The organism is Pseudomonas sp. X4, from assembly GCF_040784925.1.
Taxonomy (GTDB): domain Bacteria; phylum Pseudomonadota; class Gammaproteobacteria; order Pseudomonadales; family Pseudomonadaceae; genus Aquipseudomonas; species Aquipseudomonas putida_Z.
The window spans coordinates 5,752,308-5,771,471 of record NZ_CP160798.1; the positions used below are offsets into that span (position 1 = coordinate 5,752,308).

At 61.1% G+C, this 19,164-nt stretch carries 17 protein-coding genes; 9 read left to right on the plus strand and 8 right to left on the minus strand.

The window, feature by feature from the left end:
- Positions 1–52: 52 nt before the first annotated feature.
- Entirely contained in the window at positions 53–439 is a 387-nt protein-coding gene (locus ABX298_RS25570; protein WP_050706059.1) for a MerR family transcriptional regulator, read from the minus strand.
- Between the two features lie 73 nt (positions 440–512).
- Here ABX298_RS25570 and ABX298_RS25575 point away from each other — a divergent pair, with 73 nt between their 5' ends.
- The 3 genes from ABX298_RS25575 to ABX298_RS25585 all read left to right on the plus strand — a co-directional run bounded on the left by ABX298_RS25575 (position 513) and on the right by ABX298_RS25585 (position 4,208).
- A complete protein-coding gene (locus tag ABX298_RS25575; RefSeq protein ID WP_367393851.1) occupies positions 513–1,613 on the plus strand; it encodes an SDR family oxidoreductase in 1,101 nt (366 codons plus the stop codon).
- Between the two features lie 160 nt (positions 1,614–1,773).
- Positions 1,774–3,285 carry a diguanylate cyclase gene (locus ABX298_RS25580; protein WP_367393852.1) on the plus strand — a complete coding sequence of 504 codons (1,512 nt, stop codon included), beginning with the start codon at positions 1,774–1,776 and terminating at the stop codon, positions 3,283–3,285.
- 23 nt (positions 3,286–3,308) lie between these two features.
- A complete protein-coding gene (locus tag ABX298_RS25585) occupies positions 3,309–4,208 on the plus strand; it encodes a DMT family transporter (protein WP_075045491.1) in 900 nt (299 codons plus the stop codon).
- A 48-nt stretch (positions 4,209–4,256) separates the two neighbouring features.
- On the opposite strand, the gene ABX298_RS25590 is transcribed toward ABX298_RS25585, so the two are convergent.
- From ABX298_RS25590 to ABX298_RS25605, 4 genes are all read right to left on the minus strand, one after another.
- A complete protein-coding gene (locus ABX298_RS25590; protein ID WP_317409729.1) occupies positions 4,257–5,510 on the minus strand; it encodes an OprD family porin in 1,254 nt (417 codons plus the stop codon).
- Between the two features lie 58 nt (positions 5,511–5,568).
- Positions 5,569–6,873, minus strand: a complete 1,305-nt coding sequence (locus ABX298_RS25595) for a CitMHS family transporter (RefSeq protein WP_025339495.1) — start codon at positions 6,871–6,873, stop codon at positions 5,569–5,571.
- Positions 6,874–6,996: 123 nt separating this feature from the next.
- Complete coding sequence (gene dctA, locus ABX298_RS25600) at positions 6,997–8,310, minus strand: C4-dicarboxylate transporter DctA (RefSeq protein ID WP_025339496.1); 1,314 nt, start codon at positions 8,308–8,310, stop codon at positions 6,997–6,999.
- Positions 8,311–8,383: 73 nt separating this feature from the next.
- Positions 8,384–9,463 (minus strand): 4-oxalomesaconate tautomerase, encoded by a 1,080-nt coding sequence (locus tag ABX298_RS25605; RefSeq protein WP_367393853.1) that lies wholly within the window; start codon positions 9,461–9,463, stop codon positions 8,384–8,386.
- Positions 9,464–9,610: 147 nt separating this feature from the next.
- Here ABX298_RS25605 and ABX298_RS25610 point away from each other — a divergent pair, with 147 nt between their 5' ends.
- On the plus strand, positions 9,611–10,504 hold the full coding sequence (locus tag ABX298_RS25610; RefSeq protein ID WP_013972231.1) for a LysR family transcriptional regulator: 894 nt from the start codon (positions 9,611–9,613) through the stop codon (positions 10,502–10,504).
- Between the two features lie 60 nt (positions 10,505–10,564).
- On the opposite strand, the gene tcuB is transcribed toward ABX298_RS25610, so the two are convergent.
- From tcuB to ABX298_RS25625, 3 genes are all read right to left on the minus strand, one after another.
- Complete coding sequence (gene tcuB / locus ABX298_RS25615) at positions 10,565–11,746, minus strand: tricarballylate utilization 4Fe-4S protein TcuB (protein ID WP_075045494.1); 1,182 nt, start codon at positions 11,744–11,746, stop codon at positions 10,565–10,567.
- Positions 11,727–13,181: an FAD-dependent tricarballylate dehydrogenase TcuA gene (gene tcuA, locus ABX298_RS25620; protein ID WP_317409730.1), complete on the minus strand. Its 1,455-nt coding sequence runs from the start codon at positions 13,179–13,181 to the stop codon at positions 11,727–11,729. The genes tcuB and tcuA overlap by 20 nt, the downstream gene beginning before the upstream one ends.
- Positions 13,182–13,329: 148 nt before the next feature.
- Positions 13,330–14,250 (minus strand): LysR family transcriptional regulator, encoded by a 921-nt coding sequence (locus ABX298_RS25625; protein WP_025339500.1) that lies wholly within the window; start codon positions 14,248–14,250, stop codon positions 13,330–13,332.
- A gap of 384 nt (positions 14,251–14,634) precedes the next feature.
- Here ABX298_RS25625 and ABX298_RS25630 point away from each other — a divergent pair, with 384 nt between their 5' ends.
- From ABX298_RS25630 to arsJ, 5 genes are all read left to right on the plus strand, one after another.
- Positions 14,635–14,991, plus strand: a complete 357-nt coding sequence (locus tag ABX298_RS25630) for a metalloregulator ArsR/SmtB family transcription factor (protein ID WP_075045497.1) — start codon at positions 14,635–14,637, stop codon at positions 14,989–14,991.
- Positions 14,992–15,104: 113 nt separating this feature from the next.
- Positions 15,105–16,166, plus strand: a complete 1,062-nt coding sequence (gene arsB / locus ABX298_RS25635; protein ID WP_075045498.1) for an ACR3 family arsenite efflux transporter — start codon at positions 15,105–15,107, stop codon at positions 16,164–16,166.
- Positions 16,167–16,170: 4 nt separating this feature from the next.
- A complete protein-coding gene (gene arsH, locus ABX298_RS25640; RefSeq protein WP_354315991.1) occupies positions 16,171–16,887 on the plus strand; it encodes an arsenical resistance protein ArsH in 717 nt (238 codons plus the stop codon).
- Positions 16,888–16,910: 23 nt separating this feature from the next.
- Positions 16,911–17,915 (plus strand): ArsJ-associated glyceraldehyde-3-phosphate dehydrogenase, encoded by a 1,005-nt coding sequence (locus ABX298_RS25645; RefSeq protein WP_085663399.1) that lies wholly within the window; start codon positions 16,911–16,913, stop codon positions 17,913–17,915.
- A 9-nt stretch (positions 17,916–17,924) separates the two neighbouring features.
- Positions 17,925–19,148 carry an organoarsenical effux MFS transporter ArsJ gene (gene arsJ / locus ABX298_RS25650; RefSeq protein WP_367393854.1) on the plus strand — a complete coding sequence of 408 codons (1,224 nt, stop codon included), beginning with the start codon at positions 17,925–17,927 and terminating at the stop codon, positions 19,146–19,148.
- Positions 19,149–19,164: the final 16 nt, after the last annotated feature.

Consider the following 19,164-nt stretch of genomic DNA (forward strand, 5'->3'; position numbering starts at 1 on the left):
AAGTGTAAATGAGAAATAATTGCGAATAAACAAGCTACGGCGTCGAGCCACGCTAAATCGCAGGCAGGTGAGGAATGGTCAGCCCGTTGGCAATGGCACTGGCTTCAAGCTTTGCACGCTCCGCGTCCAGAAGAACATAGGCGGCTTGCAGCGTGGTGATCTTCGCTTGAATGTCGGCCATCTTGCTGGCTACCAACATCGCGCCTTGCGCGCAATCGATCGTATTACCCCGCTTGGCTGCAAGGATGTCGCCGATCTCGGCGAGCGAGAAACCCCCGCTCTGGGCGCTTTGAATAAAGGCCAGATCAACAACGGTCTGGTCGCTGTAGCTGCGGTAATTGTTGGCTTGGCGATGGGCCACGATAAGCCCGAGTTGCTCGTAATAGCGCAGTGTATGGCGGCCGACTCCACTCCGGCGCTCCAACTCTCCAACATTCACAGTAAAAATTCCTTGACTGTAGAGTACGCTCTACACCTTAGCCTGCGCCAATCATCCAGACAAGGATTCAGATATGAGCGTGGAATGCTTCGTTACCGGCGGCAGTGGGTTTGTCGGCCAACACCTACTGGCCCGTCTTACTGCGACAGGGCACAAGACCTGGGTGCTCATGCGCAACCCTGAAAATATCGAACGCCTCAAAGCGCAAGTAAGCCAACTGGGAGGTAACCCTGCATATATAAATGCAGTTGAAGGAGACATCAGCAGGGAGGGGCTTGGACTCAGCGAAACAGACAGGCAATGCGTAGCTTCAGTCGCTGTGGTCTTCCACCTCGCGGCGCAGTTTACCTGGGGCCTGACAATGGAGCAGGCCCGCGCAGTCAATGTACAAGGGGCGCTGAGAGTCGCCAGGCTCGCGGCGAGCCAGCGTATCCGCTTGCTGATGGTGGGCGGCTATATGCTGCAGAACCTTACTCATCTGGCAAGTATCGGGGTTGATCACGAGCGCCCTGAACACACCAATTGGCCTGCAGTCTACAGCCGTGTGGGTGGCTACGAAGGCAGCAAGCTGGAGTCCCATTTTGCAGTCATCCGTTACATGCAGGAGGCAGGCGCGGATTACACGATCGTTCATCCTGCTACGGTGTGTGGCCATAGCGAGAGCGGGCATATCCCTGAAGGGCAACCACTGGCCGACCTCATTCGAAACCTGGCACTGGGCCGGTTCAAGGCTGTCCCTGGTTCCGCCAGGCACTGGTTGCCATTGGTCAGCGTCGATTACCTGGTAAAGATGATGATCTGCGTGGCGTTCGACCCGTCGATGGCCAACCGGCAGGTCCTGGCGCTGTATGAGCACACCCCGAACCTGCAGGGTATGCTCGAACAATTGGCACAAACGCTGGATATAAAGGCCCCCCGCCGCCATGTACCCATAGGGTTGCTGAAGTGGCTATTGGCGATTCCCGGCCTGGCCACCCGATTGTCGATCAGCGCCGAGTCACTGAACTTCATCCAAACGCAGCGCTTCGACATGAGTGACAGCCAGCAACTGGAACGAAAGTATCAGTTGGCACATCCCGACATGGCGCGAACTTTGGAAAAGACCGTGCGCTACGTCCAGGGTTACTTGCCCTCTCGTCATGTTCACACTTCTGCAAATCCTGGCGGAAGATAACAAACGGGTTCTGACAGAGCGCGTAATTCTGTCGAACACTCCGGCAACTTCGGTGTTATATTATTGCACATGAACCAGATGGTTACTTCCTGACCGTCTGGTTAGTTAAAGCGTGTCGACGCTCAACTTGGTCTTTAGGGAAAAAGGCGTGTGAATTGACGTGAAGCGTGACATCCACCTCGTTGTGCTACTGCTATCGGTCATCGGTTGCTCTCTCGCATCGTTAACGCTGTGGAAGGTCATGGCTTCTCGCGAGCGCGCCCTGGAAGACGTCAATGTCCATGGCCTGAACCTGACCCAAGCACTGTCCACCTATTCGGAAGGTATCGTCCGGCAGAGCTCGATGCTGCTGCTCGGCCTGGTCGAGCGCCTGGAAACCGAGGGCGCCGGGCCTGCGCAGATCGAACGTCTGGATCAACTGGTCAAGCGCCAGCAACCATTGATGCCGCCGATGAGCGGCATCATGATCTACGCCAGAGACGGAGGCTGGCTGATGTCGTCCAACCAGCCGACCCCCGTCGGTGCCAACAGCAGCGATCGAGCCTTTTTCATCCACCACCGTGACGACCCATCCCGCGCCCCCTTCATCGGGCTGCCAATCCGTAGCCGCGTCAACCAGGAATGGGTGATCACCATCAGCCGGCGGTTCAACGATGACCACGGCGAGTTCGCCGGCGTTGTCGCCATGACGCTTGGCGTGGAGAACTTCCTGCAGCTTTTCGGCAAACTGGATGTCGGCCATGACGGTGCCATCGGGCTGGCCTACACCGACGGTTCCATGCTGGTGCGCTACCCATTTCGGGAACAGGACATGGGGCGCAACTTTTCGAAGTCGCCCATCTTTACCAAGTATCTCGTTGACCAGCCAGCGGGCACCGCATCGTTCACCTCCAGCCTGGACGGCGTGGAGCGCCTCTATGCGTTTCGCAAGAGCGACAAGCTACCCCTGGTGACAACGGTCGCGCTGGGCAAGCAGGAAGCACTCTCGGCCTGGCGGCTCGAGGCGCTGCTGTCGTCACTGGTGGTCGCTGCGCTGCTGGCACTGATCGGGGCCATTGGCTGGCTGCTGATTCGCGCCATGAGCCGGCGAAGTGCGGTCGAAAGCGAGCTTCGACTGACCCAACAGCAGTTGCTTGACAGCAACCAGCAGCTCGAAAGCCTGGCGATGCACGATGCGCTGACCGGGCTTGCCAACCGGCGTTGCTTTGACGAGGCGCTGACCCAGGAAATCCGCACCGCCCATCGAAACGGCACCACGCTGGCTTTGCTGATGATCGACATCGATCATTTCAAACGCTACAACGACACCTACGGGCATCCGGCTGGCGACGCCTGCCTGCAGCAAATGGCTGCCCTGCTCTCTTCCTGCATCCGCCGCCCTCGCGACCTGCTGGCACGCTACGGGGGTGAGGAACTGGCCGTGATCCTGCCCGATACCGACAACGACGGAGCGGCCGTCGTCGCCAGGCTGATGCTCGAGCGCCTGGCCTTGCAACCTATCCCTCACAAAGGCAGCCCTTTCGGGCATGTGACCGCCAGTATCGGCATCGCCTGCGCCGATGGAGCGGCCCTCGAAAGCCCGCCATCGCTGATTGAACGCGCCGACCGGGCGCTCTATATCGCCAAGCAGGCGGGCCGCAATCGCCTGCATGTCGACCGGGCGAAGGCATAAAGCCAATAACAAGGAATGTACAAATGCAATCTCATTTCGGCAAAGGCGTACTCTTTGCACTCTTCGCCGCTGCATTGAATGCAACGATCGGCGTACTCAGCAAAGTGTTGATGAACAGTGGATTCAGCTCCAGCAGCATCGCCCTGATAAAAACAGTCCTCGGCTGCCTGTTGCTGTCAGCATTGCTCCTGTTTCTAAAGCGGCCCCTGCATACGGCCAAGTGGTTCCATGCTGCCGTTTGCGCATTTCTCGGCATTTTTGTGTTGTTCCACTTTGAAACCTCGGCCTATAGCCATTACGCCGCGGCAGGCGTCGTGGTGATCCTGATGGCAAGCGCGTCCATATCTTCGATATTACTGGGGCGAATAGTTCTCAAGGACCCGATCACCGCCAACGCGACGGTAGGCGCCGGTTTGACCATAGCTGGCATTGCCGTGATTTTTGGCGCCGACCTGGAACAAGGCTTTACGCTGCAAGGTGCAGTGCTCGCTTCGATCGGAGGCTGCGGTTATGGCGCATTTTCGGTTGCCATGAAGCGCATGGGCGTTTCCGGGGGGCTGCATTTCACTCGGCAACTATTGTTTTTCGGCAGCCTCTACCTGCTGATGCCGGCTGCAACCGATGGGTTCAACATTGGCGAGCTGTCGCTGGTGGCGGTCATGGCACTGCTGGCGCTGGCCGCGTTGCCGACCATCCTCGGCTTCTTCTGTACCACCAAGGCCATCGAGTACCTGAAACCCTCGCAAGTCCAGGCGCTGGAGCTGACCGAGCCGCTGTTTGCCGCACTGCTGGCGTTCGTGGTGCTCAATGAAGTACCGCGGGACACGTTGTACCTGGGGGCCGGGCTGATTCTCTTCGGCCTGTGCTTCTCCAATGAGCTGATCCGACTGGGCAAGAAAGCGCCACAGCCGTCCAAAGCATGAAACGCGTGCGAGCAAGCACCTCGAGGCATGCATGCTCGCACGGCCGCATTACCAGATCGCAATATCGTAGGTCAGGTAGATCCGGTTGCTGTCGCGCCCTCGGGAAAAGTCAGAGCGGTAGACGTAGTTGCGAAGCTTCACACCCAGACCTTTGACAGGCCCGGATTGCACCACATAGGCAAGCTCCACGTCACGCTCCCACTCGCTGAGCCCGGCATCAGCCGAGCGACCGTTGTCCCCGCTCAGGTAGCGCGCCATGAAGGTCAGCCCGGGGACACCGGCCGCAGCAAAGTTGTAGGCATAGCTGGCCATCCAGGTTTTCTCTTCCTCCTCGATGAACTTGCCGATGCCGACGTTACTGAACGAGTAGACCGTCGCGCCGCTGATGTATGGCAGCCCTGCCTCGCCGTCGAGCACCTGGTAACCGGCACCGACAGTGTGCCCGGAGTGGGTATAGGACAGCTGCCCACTGAACATGTCATTGTCTATCTGACCACCATGAGCGGCCCCGCTGTCGCGGCTCTTGAAATAGCGCAAGTCGGTGGTCAATATACCGCCGGCCAACGGCAGGTCGTGGATCAGGCCTAGGTAGTCCTGGCGATAGAAGTGTTCGAGCTGGCCGTGGAAATAGCTCAAGCGCAGCTGCTTGCTGGCGGCATATTCGGCCCCCGCAAAGCTGAAATCGCCAGACTCGCTGCCACTGTAACCATCCAGGAACAGGCCGGTGCTGTCGGAGGAGTCCCGCTGCTTGAAACGGTCCAGGTGGCCGGCGGTCAGGGTCAGGCCATCGACATCAGTACTGGTCAGCTGCGTACCCTGGTAGGTCTGCGGCAACAATCGCGCATCGTTGTACACCAGCACCGGTGTCTTGGGCAGCAAGGTGCCATGCTTGACGATGGTCTGCCCCAGTCGCGCCTTGGCCGTCACACCGGCACTGGCGAACTCGTCCGCGGCACGGCCATCGTCATGCACCGGCAGCAAGCCGGTACCGCTGCGCCCGCGGCCCGAATCGAGCCGTACGCCTACAAGCCCCAGGGCATCGAGCCCCAGCCCCAGCGGGCCTTGGGTGAACCCTGATTGGTAGTCGAGCAGAAAACCCTGTGCCCATTCCACACGCTCGCTCTTTGCAGTTGCAGCAGCGCGGGCGCTCATGCCTTGTTCGTCGCGGAAGTTTTCGTTGAAGTAAACGTTGCGCAGCTGCAGCTTGAGCTTGCCGTCGTCGATGAATCCGGCAGCGCCGGCCACAGGCAGCCAGCCGCAGAGCAGGCCACAGGTGGCCCCACGGAAAACAGTTCGGGACATTTTCGATACTCTGTTGTTGTTCTTGGATGAGGTGGGCGCCAGCAGCACCCGAGGCAGATCAGACGAAGAAGGACAAGGCACCCGTGACCAAGGCCAGTGCGGTGATGACCAGTGATGTCAGCACCGCCCATTTCACGGTGGCCTTCTGGAAGTCGCCGATGTCGCGATCGACCATGCCCACCAGCAGCAAGGTCGAGGCCACCAGCGGGCTCATCAGGTGCACCGGCTGCCCCAGCACCGAGGCGCGGGCGATTTCAACCGGGTCGATGCCGTAGGCGGCCGCAGCGTTGGCAAGGATCGGCACCACGCCAAAGTAGTAAGCGTCGTTGGACAGTACGAAGGTCAGCGGCATGCTGGTCAGCGCCACCACCAGCGGGAACCAGTGGCTCCAAGCCTCGGGAATCCAGTCGACCAGGGTCTGCGCCAGTGCATCGACCATCTTGGTGCCCGAGAAGATCCCCGCGAAGATGCCTGCGGCGAATACCAGCAGTACCACGGTCATGGCGTTGCCGGAGTGGGCGAGGATGCGCTCTTTCTGCAGATCCAGTTGTGGGTAGTTGATCATCAGCGCTGCAACGAAACCGATCATGAACAACAGAGCAGAGTGCATGACGCCCATCACCAGCGCCGTCATGACGGCGATCACCAGCACCAGGTTCACATACGCCAGGCGCGGGCGCTTGTGCGGGTTGTCGCCGAGGATTTCCTTGATGTAGCAGTTGCCGCCACCCGACTCCAGGGCGATGTTGCCGATGCGTCGGCGCTCGGCACGGCCCAGCAGGAAGGCGGTGAACACCACCCAGGCCGCACCGCCGATCACGGTCGGCAGCATCGGGATGAAGTACTCGGTCGCATCCAGCCCGAGCGCGGCAATGGCCCGGGTGGCCGGCCCACCCCAAGGGCTCATGCCACTCATGATGCTCAGCGACAGCATGGATACCGTGGCCAGGATCATCGGGTTCATGCCGATGCGCTTGTACAGCGGCAGCATGGCCGCGCAGGTAATCATGTAGGTGGTGGTGCCGTCACCGTCGAGCGCCACCAGCAGCGACAGCAGCGCGGTACCGATGGCGATCTTGACCGGGTCGCCATTGACGCGCTTGAGGATCTTGCGGATCAGCGGGTCGAACAGGCCGGCATCGATCATCAGGCCGAAGAACAGGATGGCGAACAGCAACAGCGCTGCCGAGGGCGCCACCATTTTCAAGCCATCGAGCATCATCTTGCCCAGTTCGGGGGCGAAGCCACCGATCACAGCGAAGACAATGGGTACCACGGTGAGCGCAACGATTGGCGACAGGCGTTTGCTCATGATCAGGTAGGTGAAGGTCACCACCATGATCAGGCCCAGGAGTGCGAGCATGGTCTTTTCTCTTGTTTTTATTCTATTGCGGCCATCGGCAAGGCAGACGGCCCCCTAGCCCACTCGGCATCGCCAGGATGCTGAGTGGGATTTTAAGTCAACAATGGGAGATGGAAGAGGCTTTCAGCTGTGATGCCGAGGCTCGGCAGACCAGTCGGCCTGCGCAATATCCGCCTCGTCCGGTGCAGCCGGAATGCCGTTCAGGCGGCGCAGCAAGGTTTCCCGTTCACAGGCATTCTCCGACAGCGAGATGACCACGGTGGCTACGGCGTTGCTGGCCAGGCTGGTCAGGGCACGCGCCTCGGACATGAAGCGATCGATGCCGATCAGCAAGGCAAGCCCTGCCAACGGAATGTCGTGAATCACGGTCAAGGTTGAAGCCAGTGCAACGAAGCCACTACCGGTCACACCCGCTGCGCCTTTTGACGACAACAGCATGATCGCCAGCATCGTCACCGTCTGGCCCAGGCTCAGGTCGATGTTGCAGGCTTGAGCGATGAAGACTGCCGCCAACGACAGGTAGATGGCAGTTCCGTCGAGGTTGAAGGAATAGCCGGTTGGCAGCACCAACCCGACCACGCCTTTCTTGCAGCCCAGCTTCTCCAGTTTCTCCAGCATGCGTGGCAGCACGGGCTCGGTGGACGAGGTGCCGAGCACCACCAGAAACTCCTCGCGGAAATAGCGCAGCAGCTTCCACAGGCTGAAGCCGTGAGCACGGCAGATTCCACCGAGCACCACCAGCACGAAGAACGCACAGGCGATGTAGAGCGTACCGACCAGCTTGGCCAGTGCCCCCAGGGACGTCACGCCGTACTGCCCGACGGTAAAGGCCAGCGCACCGAAGGCGCCGACCGGGGCGAAGCGCATCAGGTAGCCAAAGATGCGAAACACCATGGTCGAGGCAGACTCCAGCACATCGAGTACCGGCTTGCCCTTCTCGCCCATGGACGACAGGGCAAAACCGCTGAGCACCGCGATGAACAGCACCGGCAACACTTCGCCCTTGTTGAACGCCCCGATGAAGGTGTCGGGAATGATGTGCATGAAGAAGTCGACCACGCTGAGCTTTGCCGCAGACGCGGCGTACTGGCCGAGCCCCGCGGTGCTTAGCGTGGCAGGGTCGATGTTCATGCCGACACCTGGGCGGAACAGGTAAACCGCTGCCAGGCCGATCATCAGGCTGATGACGGTCAATACCAGGAACAGCAGCAAGGTCTTGCTCATCAAACGCCCGAGGGAGCGCTTGTCGGTCATCCCGGCGATACCGGTGACGATGGTGCAGAAGACCACCGGCGCGATCATCATCTTGATCAGCTTGATGAACGCATCACCCAGGGGCTTGAGCGCAACGGCCTGTTGCGCCCAGAAGTGACCGACCACCACGCCCAGCAGGACGGCGCAGAGGATCTGGAAGTACAGCGATTTGGCGAGTCTCATGAGGCATCACCCATTGTTGAAATTGTGCGGATGCGCTTGTTGCGAATGTACAGGTCTGGACTACCGCCTGGGCCTACCCCGCCAACCTGCGGAATGTAGGCGCGTAAACGAAGCCTGAGAACAGCCGCCGGGCGGTTCGCACCACAGAGGCCTGAATCGTCTTGCCATCGGCGCCGCTGCGTGACAGCGCGACATCGATACCACCGCTTGGGTGTTCCAGGCGTACCTCGGCCAGTTGCTCGGCGCCCTCGCCCAGCAGTTCGCCGATCACCGTACCTGGGCTGACGCAGGCAGTCGCCAGCCCTATCGCTCCGGTGATGGCCAAGGCTCGGTGGCAGTTGTGCGGCATGAAGTAGCGGACCTGCAACGTGCCGTCATAACGGGGCTTGGACACCAGAACAGGCTTGGGGATGACCATACCGCTGACATCACCCAGACCCATGGCCTTGCCGGCTTTCAGCCGCAACACCTCGAGGCGCTCGAGCAGTTCGCCGTTGGCGTCGAGTTCGGCCGGGGATTCCGAGCCGGTGACGCCCAGCTGGCTGGCCTCCACCACCATCATCGGCATGGCCATGTCGATGCAGGTGACCGCAACGCCGTCAATCACATCCTTGGCCTTGCCGGTCGGGAACAGCTTGCCGGTCTTGCTGCCGACCGCATCGAGGAAGGTCAGGTGCACCGGAGCGGCAGTGCCCGGTACGCCATCGATCGCCGTGCGGCCTTCATAGCGCACGATGCCGCCGGGGGTTTCCACCAGCGAATTGACGAAAGTGCCGGTGTTGAGGTTGCGAATACGCACCAGCGTCTTGCCGTCCTGGCCTTTGACAAGCCCTTGCTCGATGGCGAACGGGCCAACGGCGCACAGCATGTTGCCGCAGTTGGGCGCGGTATCAACCCGGCGCTGGGCGACCATGACCTGCACGAACAGGTAGTCGACGTCGGCGTCGGCATGCAGCGAGGGGCTGACAATCGCTACCTTGCTGGTCTGCGGGCTACCGCCACCGATGCCGTCGATTTCCAGTTCATGCCCGGAACCCATCAGGTTGATCAGCAATTCGTCGCGTTCGACCACATTGGCAGGAAGGTCCCATGCGTGGAAAAAGGGGCCCTTGGAGGTGCCACCGCGCATGAGTACGCAAGGAATTCGTTGCATGATTTCGCACTCTTGTTGATCAATGGACATCATTGATGCTGTGGACAAAAGATTGACAGGGATGGATAAATCAATCCAATGCAAATATCGTAGCCATTATTGCGATTCAAGCATCAATTCAGAACCGACTGCCAAGAGCGATCCGAGATGGAATATGAGCTGCAAGACATACGATCTTTCGTGAAAATCGCCGAACTCGGCAGCTTCCACGAAGCCGCAGAAGCGTTGCACCTGTCGCAGCCCGCCTTGAGCCGGCGGATCAAGAAGCTCGAGGAAGGCTTGGGCACTTCGTTGCTGGAACGCACTACTCGTCGCGTCAGCCTGACCAGCGTCGGGCGTGACTTCCTGCCCAAGGCAAGGCGCCTGCTGGATGACTTCGAAGACTCGATCCTGAGCATTCGCGAACTCGCAGAACGACAGACCGGTCAGGTAACCCTCGCCTGTATTCCGACTGCAGCGTTCTATTTCCTGCCGTCGGTGATCCGTGACTACAACGAGCAATACCCCAAGATCCGCATTCGTCTGCTGGACCTCAGTGCCAACGACGGGCTCGAAGCCGTGCTGCGCGGTGAAGCCGATTTCGGCATCAACATGATGAGCGGCCAGCACCCGGACATCGAGTTCGTCTCCCTGGTACAGGAACATTTCGTCCTGGCCTGCCGCAGGGACCACAAGCTGGCGAACCGTGAAGCCGTCACCTGGACAGAACTGGCCGACTACCGCCTGATCGGCGTAGGCCGGCTTAGCGGTAACCGGATGCTGCTGGACCATGCCCTGTCCGGGCTCAACCTGCGGCCCAAGTGGTTCTACGAGGTTCAGCATCTGTCCACCTCGCTGGGCATGGTCGAGGCCGGGCTGGGCGTGTCGGCCATGCCCAGCCTGGCCATGCCCAGCGCCGACCACCCGACGCTGGTCAGCGTGCCGCTGATCGAACCCCAGGTAACCCGTACCCTTGGTTTGGTCTACCGCAGAGGGGCGTCGCTGTCGCCGGCAGCGGAGAAGTTCGTGTCGATCCTGCTGGACAAGTGGCCCAACCGCTGAACGAAATGCCTTGCTTCCGGCTCGGCACGGCGCAGGGGAAATACAGGCTGAGTTCATGGTTCACTCCCCGCCCAGGCCCAGCTTGTTGGGGCGGCGCTTCTCGATTGCAAACTTGAGCAGTGCCGCGCTGCGGAACAGGCCATGGGCAAACTTGCCATAGGGCAGCGTGATGAACAGCGCCATCACCGTCCCCAGGTGAAGCGCCAGCACGATCGCCATCGCGGCGGTATCACGCAGGCCCAGCAAGGCAAGGCCTGTGGCGCTGACCAACAGCAGAAGCAGAATGAAGGCCCGGTCCATGAGGCGCTGGGCCACATCGCCCTGCTCCGGCGCCCTGCGCAGGTTCAGCGCCAGCAACCCGGCAGGCCCGACAATCAAGCCAATTCCGCCCAGGGTTCCGAGCAACACCGGTGCGCTCAGCAGCGGGTACGGCGCCTGCTGGCCCAGCAGATAGTGATACCCGGTGGCGACCACCGTGGCGGCAAAGCACAGCATGAAGCCGTAGAAGGTGAAGTGATGGAAGCGACGGCGCCAGAGCGTGTAGCGATCATCGGCGTTGTTGCAACCTTGGCCGTGCCCGCCGTCCAGGTATTTCAGGGTCAACGCCGCGCTTGATGCCTCAAGCACAGCCCCTTTTGCCGGTTGCGCCAGCGCCTCGGCAGGCGAGACCGAACGCCAGAAGCGACGTACCGCCACCGCCAGAGCCAAGCCTGCAGCGACAAAGACGCTACCGAACATCAGCGCCAGGGTGTTGTGCGGGAAGATCGCATAGAAATTGCCCGCCAGCCGACCAGGTAGCAGCGTGCCATTGACCCACAACGCCAGCAGCAGAAACAGCGACAAGGCCACTGCCAAGGCACTGGCAACATAGGCGCCGTTGTGCCGATACAGCCGGCCGAACAGGGCCGGCCATGCGTACTCGGCGTAGGTCTGCCCGCGCACCTTGGCCATTGCCTGCGGCACGTTGACGGCGAATTCGTGGGGCTGAGCGTACTGGCAGGCATGCAGGCAAGCGCCGCAGTTGTGGCACAGGTTGGCCAGGTAATGGATGTCGGCCTTGCCGAACTCCAGCCTGCGGGTCATTGCCGGGAAAACTGCGCAAAAGCCCTCGCAGTAGCGACAGGCGTTGCATATCCGCATTTGCCGGTTCACTTCCTGCTCCTCGACGTTCAACACCGGGATCAGTTCGAGGGCCGACCCGGCGGCATCAGGCTGGCGTGGTTCAGGCAGTTGCGCAGTCATGGCTCTTCTCTTTTTCTGGATGTTCGTAACCCGCCGCCGCAGCAGCGCTGGTTCCGGCGATACGGCCGAAGGCGGTGCCGATGGACATGCCGACGCCTGCGGTGTAGCCCTTGCCCAGTACATTGCCCGCCATCATTTCACCGGCAACGAACAGGTTCGGGCTGGGACGCCCGTCGAAATGAACGGCGGCGGTTTCATCGGTGCGCAGCCCCAGGTAGGTGAAAGTCACGCCAGGGCGCAGCGGGTAGCCGTAGTAGGGGGGCGTATCGATCGGGCGCGCCCAGTGGCTTTTCACCGGTTCCAGGCCAACGGTGTGGCAGTCGTCCAGCCGTGTGTGGTCGAAAGTGCCCACCTGGCAGGCTCGGTTGTAGGCATGTACGGTTTCGAGGAAGGCCTGCACAGGCAAACCGAGCAGGCCGGCCAACGCCTCAAGGCTATCGGCGGTGGCGCCCGGGAAAACCGGTGGCATGAAGCGCCCGAGGGCTTTCCGGTCGATGATCGAAAACCCGACCTGCCCTGGCTGATGCGCCACCAGGCGCCCCCAGATGGCATAGCGCTTGGGCCAGAAATCCTCGCCTTCATCGTAGAAGCGCTGGCCGTCGCGGTTGACCACCACGCCCAGCGACACACAATCGATGCGCGTGCAGATGCCGCCGTCGTATAGCGGTGCGCGGGCATCGATCGCCACCATATGTGCCTGGGTCGGGTCGCCAATCGTGTCGGCGCCCTGTTCGATCATGCGGCGCAACAGCGCACCATCATTGAAACGCGTACCACGGATAAGGAAGTTGTCCGAAGGCCACTCCCCTCGCTCGTTCTGCCCCCACGCCTCGCGCAACCACTCACGGTTGGACTCGAAGCCGCCGGCGGCAAGCACACAGGTACGCGCCTCGATGCGCTCGGCAGGCAGGTGTCGCCCCTGAACCTCGCGCGCAGGCACATGGGCCGCAACGAAGCGTCCGTCCTGCAGTTCTATGTCGGCTACGGGGGCGTCGTAGCGTATCTGTACGCCAAGGTTTTCGGCGCTGCGGAAGTAGGCATTGACCAGCGCCTTGCCGCCGCCCATGAAGAAGGCATTGGTCCGTGCGGTGTGCAGCGCACCTGACAATGAGGGCTGGAAATGCACGCCATGCCGGCGCATCCACCCGCGACAGCTGGAGGATGCGCGAATCACCAGGCGCGCCAGCTTTTCGTCGGTCTGGCCACCGGTGACCTTCAGCAGGTCCTGCCAGAACTCCTCTTCCGGGTACGCCTCGAGCAGTACGTCCTGGGGGCCATCATGCATGCACCGCAGGTTACGCGTGTGTTGTGAGTTGCCACCACGCCAGGCGCGGGGTGCGGCCTCGAGCAGCAGCACGCTGGCTCCGGCCTCTCGCGCCATCAGCGCGGCACAGAGGGCGGCATTGCCCCCTCCGATGACTAGCACATCGATCATTTCGCCTCCAGATCACGAAGAGCCGAATGTTCGGCTGCTCCTCGTGACCAGGGACTTTAATGAGAGCCTGGAGGGCGCGAAACGCGATCGTCGAGGGGAGGCATTCAGTTTTTCTAAAGGGGCTGGAAGAGTGAACTCAGAATCCAGGTCAAAGCAGCCGGGCCCCAGGCCATCGGCCCTGTTCCACCAGATCCCGAGCGACCTCCTGCAGTACGATCCGCGTTGCCAACGCTGCCGGCGAGAGCTCGTCATCGGTCAGGCTGACAATTACGTTGCGACGCTGCGCCTGTGCTTCATCGATGGCAAACACGCGCAGGCCCGCCTGATGCGCCCGGGCCACCGTCGCGCCGGGCTGGATGGTGGCGGCATGGCCCGCACACACGCAATCCATCAACAGCGACAAACCATCGACTTCCATGACGATGCTGGCCTCCAGCCCTGCCCGCTCGAAAATCGAGCGCAACGTCGTTCGCAGACCGTGTTGCGTGCTTGGCATAACCAACGGCAGCGTCGCGATCTGTTGCAACGTGAGCGACTCGCCCCAGCCGTCCTTGACCAGTGGCGCGGGAACCAGCACGAACAGCCGCTCCGTCAGAAGCGCCCGTACCTCCAGCCGCGGCCCCGTCTCTGCCTGGAACAGCACCGCCAGGTCGAGGTGCCGGGCATTGAGTTGGTTCATCAGATAACCAGACAGCATTTCCACCAGGTGCAGCCGGATGTCGGGATAGCGTTCGCGCATCCTGTCGATCAACGCCAAGCCAAGGATCGATGCAGTGGTCGGTGCCAGCCCCACGCTGGCATAGCCGCTCATGCGACCACTTTGTGCCGCCAGGACAGCATGCTCCGCCTGACGAAGCGCCAGGCGCGCATGGTATTCGAAGGCCAGCCCGGCCGCCGTCGGCGCGACGCCGGTGCTCGAACGTGTCAAAAGCCGGGTACTCACCTCGCTCTCCAGCTTCGACAACTGCTGGCTCAAAGCCGAGGCGCCAACCCCTAGCTCGACCGCAGCCCTGCCAAGGCTGCCGTACTCCAGAACACTCAGGAAATAGCGAAGCTGACGTAACTCCATGCGAATCTCTTTCAACGATGGGGGCGGGCCTGGAGCATGTTAAACGTATTTGCACAGCCTTGATCGACAGAACGCTACCGTGCCTCATCAAGTTGACAGGGACCCTGTGGGAGCGGCCTTGTGTCGCGAAAGGGCTGCAAAGCGGCCCCAGGTTTGATGCGCAACAGTTGAAATTGCTGGGGCTGCTTTGCAGCCCTTTCGCGACACAAGGCCGCTCCCACAGGGATCGCGCCAGCTTTGGGAATTGAGCAAGGCCGTTGCTTTCACAAGGTGCGCAGAACAGATCCGGCGGCCTTGCAATACATTCGAAAATCCGTATATTCGAAAAAACATATACAGTGAATACCCCGCCATAGGCACCAACTGCCCGCACCGAGAACACCCATGACTGACTCGCTGACCCCGACCCAGGTCTTCAAATGCCTCGCCGACGAGAACCGCATTCGGATGATGCTGCTGATCACTCGTGAGGAAGAGCTGTGCGTCTGTGAACTGATCTGCGCCCTGGAAGAAAGCCAACCCAAGGTTTCTCGCCACCTCGCACAACTGCGCACCTGCGGCCTGCTTGAAGACCGCAGGCAGGGCCAATGGGTTTACTACCGCCTTCATCCAGAACTGCCCGCCTGGGTACGCGATGTCCTGGTAACCACGCTGGAAGCCAATCGCGAATGGTTGAGCACCAGCGCCAAACGACTGGACACCATGGGTGACCGTCCTCAGCGCGTCGCTGCCTGCTGCTGACCACTGCCGAGAAAAAGGCATTTCTCGCATTGCCTTTCGAACAACTGGATGCCGCCCGGCTCAAGGCCGAGCTGGCGATCATCGGAACGCTCTGACGTTCAGGGAGATACACCATGAGCAAAAGCCGGCTTTCATTCCTCGACCGCTACCTGACGGTCTGGATCTTCCTGGCCATGGGCCTGGGGATCGCTCTCGGCAGCCTGTTCCAGGGGTTGCCAGCGTGGCTGCACAGTCTGTCGGTGGGCTCGACGAACATCCCCATCGCAATCGGCCTGATCGTCATGATGTACCCGCCATTGGCGAAGGTGAAATACGAGGAGTTGCCACAGGTCTTCAAGGACAAGCGCATCCTCGCCCTGTCGCTGATCCAGAACTGGGTGATCGGCCCGGTGCTGATGTTCGGGCTGGCAGTAGTGTTCCTTTCCGACAAGCCCGAGTACATGACCGGCCTGATACTCATCGGCCTGGCGCGTTGCATCGCCATGGTGCTGGTATGGAACCAGATCGCCGGCGGCAATAACCAGTACGTGGCCGGCCTGGTCGCCTTCAACAGCATTTTCCAGATCCTGTTCTTCAGCGTGTACGCCTGGATCTTCCTGGGCCTGCTGCCGCCACTGTTCGGCCTGGAAGGTAGCGTCATCGAGACCAGCTTCCTCGATATAGCCCAATCGGTGCTGATCTACCTGGGTATCCCGTTCCTGGCCGGTTTCCTGACCCGCAAGACCCTGATCAGCCGTAAAGGCGCCACCTGGTACCAGGAGCACTTCATTCCGAAAATCAGCCCGCTGACCCTCGTGGCGTTGCTGCTGACCATCGTTGCCATGTTCAGCCTGAAAGGCGACATGGTGCTGCAACTGCCGCTGGACGTGCTGCGCATTGCCATCCCGCTGACCATCTATTTCGTGGTCATGTTCTTCATCAGCTTCTGGATGGGCAAGCTGCTGGAGGCCGACTACCCCCGCACCACTGCGCTGGCCTTCACTGCGGCAAGCAACAACTTCGAACTGGCCATTGCGGTGGCCATCGCCACCTTCGGCCTCGCCTCGCCGGTCGCGTTTGCCACCGTCATCGGGCCCTTGGTGGAAGTGCCGGTACTGATCTCGCTGGTTGGCGTGGCCTGGTGGCTCAAGCGTCGCTGGTTCGATCAGCCATCGGGTGCCTTTTCCCAGGAGTGAAACCATGACCGAACACCCCATTCCCAACATCGACAACGACCTGGTCGATCTGCCGACAGCCGAGAAACTGGCGATCGCGCAGCAGTCCACCCACAAGCCTCGCATCCTGCTGCTGTACGGCTCGACCCGCGAACGCTCCTTCAGCCGCCTGCTGACCGAAGAAGCCGCCCGCCTGCTGGAGCACTTCGGTGCCGAGACGCGAATCTTCAACCCGTCCGGCCTGCCATTGGCGGATGACGCGCCGGATGACCATCCGATGGTCAAGGAGTTGCACGACCTGGTGCTGTGGTCGGAAGGCATGGTCTGGTGCTCCCCGGAACGTCATGGCGCGATGACTGGTGTGTTCAAGTCGCAGATCGACTGGATCCCCCTGAGCATGGGCGCCGTACGGCCGACCCAGGGCAAGACCCTCGCGGTCATGCAGGTATGCGGCGGTTCGCAGTCGTTCAACGTGGTCAACCAGTTGCGCGTGCTTGGCCGCTGGATGCGCATGTTCACCATCCCCAACCAGTCGTCCGTGCCCAAGGCCTACCTGGAGTTCGACGAAACGGGCCGCATGAAACCGTCCCCGTACTACGACCGTGTCGTCGATGTCATGGAAGAGCTGGTGAAGTTCACCCTGCTGTTGCGCGACCGCGCCGACTACCTCGTCGACCGCTACTCCGAGCGCAAGGAGTCGGCCGAGGAACTGTCCAGGCGTGTCAATCAACGATCCATCTGAAGTCACAACTCGAGAACAAGACCATGGCAATCAAAGTAGGCATCAATGGGTTTGGCCGTATCGGTCGCCTGGCGCTGCGCGCGTCCTGGGGCTGGCCGGAATTCGAATTCGTCCAGATCAATGACCCGGCCGGCGACGCCGAGACCCACGCCCACCTGATCAACTTCGATTCGGTCCACGGCCGCTGGCAGCGTGAAGCCCGGGCAGAAGGCGACTCGATGGTGATCGAGGGCAAGCGCATCAAGGTCACCGCGAACAAGACGATCGCCGACACCGACTGGTCGGGCTGTGATCTGGTCATCGACGCCAGCGGCAAGATGAAGTCGGTAGCGGTGCTCCAGGCCTATCTGGATCAGGGCGTCAAACGCGTGGTGGTCTGCGCTCCGGTGAAGGAGAAAGGCGCGCTGAACGTGGTGATGGGCGTCAACCAGCACCTGTTCGACCCGGCGCAGCACCGTATCGTCACCGCCGCTTCCTGCACCACCAATTGCCTGGCCCCGGTGGTCAAGGTGATTCACGAAAACCTGGGCATCCGCCACGGCTCGATCACCACCATCCACGACCTCACCAATACCCAGAGCATCCTCGATACGCCACACAAGGACCTGCGTCGTGCCCGTGCCTCGGGCATGAGCCTGATCCCGACCACCACGGGTTCGGCTACCGCAATCGCCGAGATCTTCCCTGAGCTGCGCGGCAAGCTGAATGGTCACGCTGTGCGTGTACCGCTGGCCAACGCCTCGCTCACCGACTGCGTGTTCGAGGTGGAGCGTGAGACGACGGTTGACGAGGTCAATGCGCTGCTGAAAGCCGCTGCCGAAGGGCCGCTCAAGGACATCCTCGGCTACGAAGAACGCCCTCTGGTGTCCATCGACTACCGCACCGATCCACGGTCTTCGATCATCGACGCGCTGTCCACCATGGTGGTCAATGGCACCCAGGTGAAGATCTACGCCTGGTACGACAACGAGTGGGGCTACGCCAACCGTGCAGCTGAACTGGCACGCTTGGTCGGCGCAGCGGAGTAACCGGCAATCATGAAGGCGTTGTCAGCCCTGCCTGCACAAGTGCGTCAGTACCTGCTGGTTACCGGCAACTACTGGGCCTTCACCCTCACCGACGGTGCGTTGCGCATGTTGGTGGTACTGCACTTCCATACGTTGGGCTACACGCCGCTGCAGATCGCGGCGCTGTTCCTGTTCTATGAGGTGTTCGGCGTGCTCACCAACCTGGTGGGCGGCTACCTCGGCGCCCGCCTGGGGCTCAACCGCAGCATGAACATCGGCCTGGGCATGCAGGTGCTGGCCTTGCTGATGCTCACGGTGCCGGCAGCCTGGCTGACAGTGCCCTGGGTGATGGCGGCACAGGCGCTGTCCGGCATCGCCAAGGACCTGAACAAGATGAGCGCCAAGAGCTCCATCAAGCTTCTGGTGCCGGATAGCCAGCAAGGCACCCTCTACAAGTGGGTAGCCATCCTCACGGGCTCGAAAAATGCACTCAAGGGAGTGGGCTTCTTCCTCGGCGGAGCGCTGCTCGCACTGCTCGGGTTTACCTTGGCGGTGCTGGCCATGGCGACGGTACTGGCATTGATCTGGGTCGGCAGCCTGATCCTGCTGAAGAAGGACCTGGGCAAGGCCAAGGCCAAGCCGAAGTTCCGCGACATGCTGTCCAAGAGCCGGGCCATCAACATTCTTTCGGCCGCACGGCTGTTTCTCTTTGGCGCCCGTGACGTCTGGTTCGTCGTGGCTTTGCCGGTGTACCTGAGCACGGCTTTTGGCTGGGACTTCTGGCTAGTCGGCGGCTTCCTGGCTGCATGGATAATCGGCTACGGCATCGTCCAGTCGCTTGCCCCCCACATCACTGGCAAGAAACGCGGCCAGGTGCCCGACGGTCGCGCGGCTTTCATCTGGGCGATCGCCCTTGCCGGGCTGCCGGCGCTCATCGCCGTGGGCCTGTCGGCAGGCTGGTCGGCCCAGGTGATGGTGCTTGGCGGGCTGATGCTGTTCGGCGTGCTGTTCGCCGTGAATTCGTCACTGCATAGCTACCTGATCGTCAGCTATGCCAAGGAAGACGGGGTATCGCTGGATGTGGGCTTCTACTACATGTCCAACGCGCTAGGGCGGCTGGTCGGTACGCTGCTTTCCGGCTGGGTATTCCAGGCTTACGGGTTGGAGGCCTGCCTGTGGATCTCCACAGTATTTGTTCTGCTGGCAGCACTGATATCGTGTGCATTGCCAAAGCATGCCAGCGATTGCAATTGACCCACTCAGCGTGTGC

What these genes read in the sequence shown, in the direction of transcription:
- ABX298_RS25575 (WP_367393851.1), top strand. Translation starts at nt 513, where the DNA reads ATGAGCGTGGAATGCTTCGTTACCGGCGGCAGTGGGTTTGTCGGCCAA.
- ABX298_RS25585 (WP_075045491.1), top strand. Translation starts at nt 3,309, where the DNA reads ATGCAATCTCATTTCGGCAAAGGCGTACTCTTTGCACTCTTCGCCGCT.
- ABX298_RS25590 (WP_317409729.1), bottom strand. Translation starts at nt 5,510, where the DNA reads ATGTCCCGAACTGTTTTCCGTGGGGCCACCTGTGGCCTGCTCTGCGGC.
- ABX298_RS25595 (WP_025339495.1), bottom strand. Translation starts at nt 6,873, where the DNA reads ATGCTCGCACTCCTGGGCCTGATCATGGTGGTGACCTTCACCTACCTG.
- dctA (WP_025339496.1), bottom strand. Translation starts at nt 8,310, where the DNA reads ATGAGACTCGCCAAATCGCTGTACTTCCAGATCCTCTGCGCCGTCCTG.
- ABX298_RS25605 (WP_367393853.1), bottom strand. Translation starts at nt 9,463, where the DNA reads ATGCAACGAATTCCTTGCGTACTCATGCGCGGTGGCACCTCCAAGGGC.
- ABX298_RS25610 (WP_013972231.1), top strand. Translation starts at nt 9,611, where the DNA reads ATGGAATATGAGCTGCAAGACATACGATCTTTCGTGAAAATCGCCGAA.
- tcuB (WP_075045494.1), bottom strand. Translation starts at nt 11,746, where the DNA reads ATGACTGCGCAACTGCCTGAACCACGCCAGCCTGATGCCGCCGGGTCG.
- tcuA (WP_317409730.1), bottom strand. Translation starts at nt 13,181, where the DNA reads ATGATCGATGTGCTAGTCATCGGAGGGGGCAATGCCGCCCTCTGTGCC.
- ABX298_RS25625 (WP_025339500.1), bottom strand. Translation starts at nt 14,250, where the DNA reads ATGGAGTTACGTCAGCTTCGCTATTTCCTGAGTGTTCTGGAGTACGGC.
- ABX298_RS25630 (WP_075045497.1), top strand. Translation starts at nt 14,635, where the DNA reads ATGACTGACTCGCTGACCCCGACCCAGGTCTTCAAATGCCTCGCCGAC.
- arsB (WP_075045498.1), top strand. Translation starts at nt 15,105, where the DNA reads ATGAGCAAAAGCCGGCTTTCATTCCTCGACCGCTACCTGACGGTCTGG.
- arsH (WP_354315991.1), top strand. Translation starts at nt 16,171, where the DNA reads ATGACCGAACACCCCATTCCCAACATCGACAACGACCTGGTCGATCTG.
- ABX298_RS25645 (WP_085663399.1), top strand. Translation starts at nt 16,911, where the DNA reads ATGGCAATCAAAGTAGGCATCAATGGGTTTGGCCGTATCGGTCGCCTG.
- arsJ (WP_367393854.1), top strand. Translation starts at nt 17,925, where the DNA reads ATGAAGGCGTTGTCAGCCCTGCCTGCACAAGTGCGTCAGTACCTGCTG.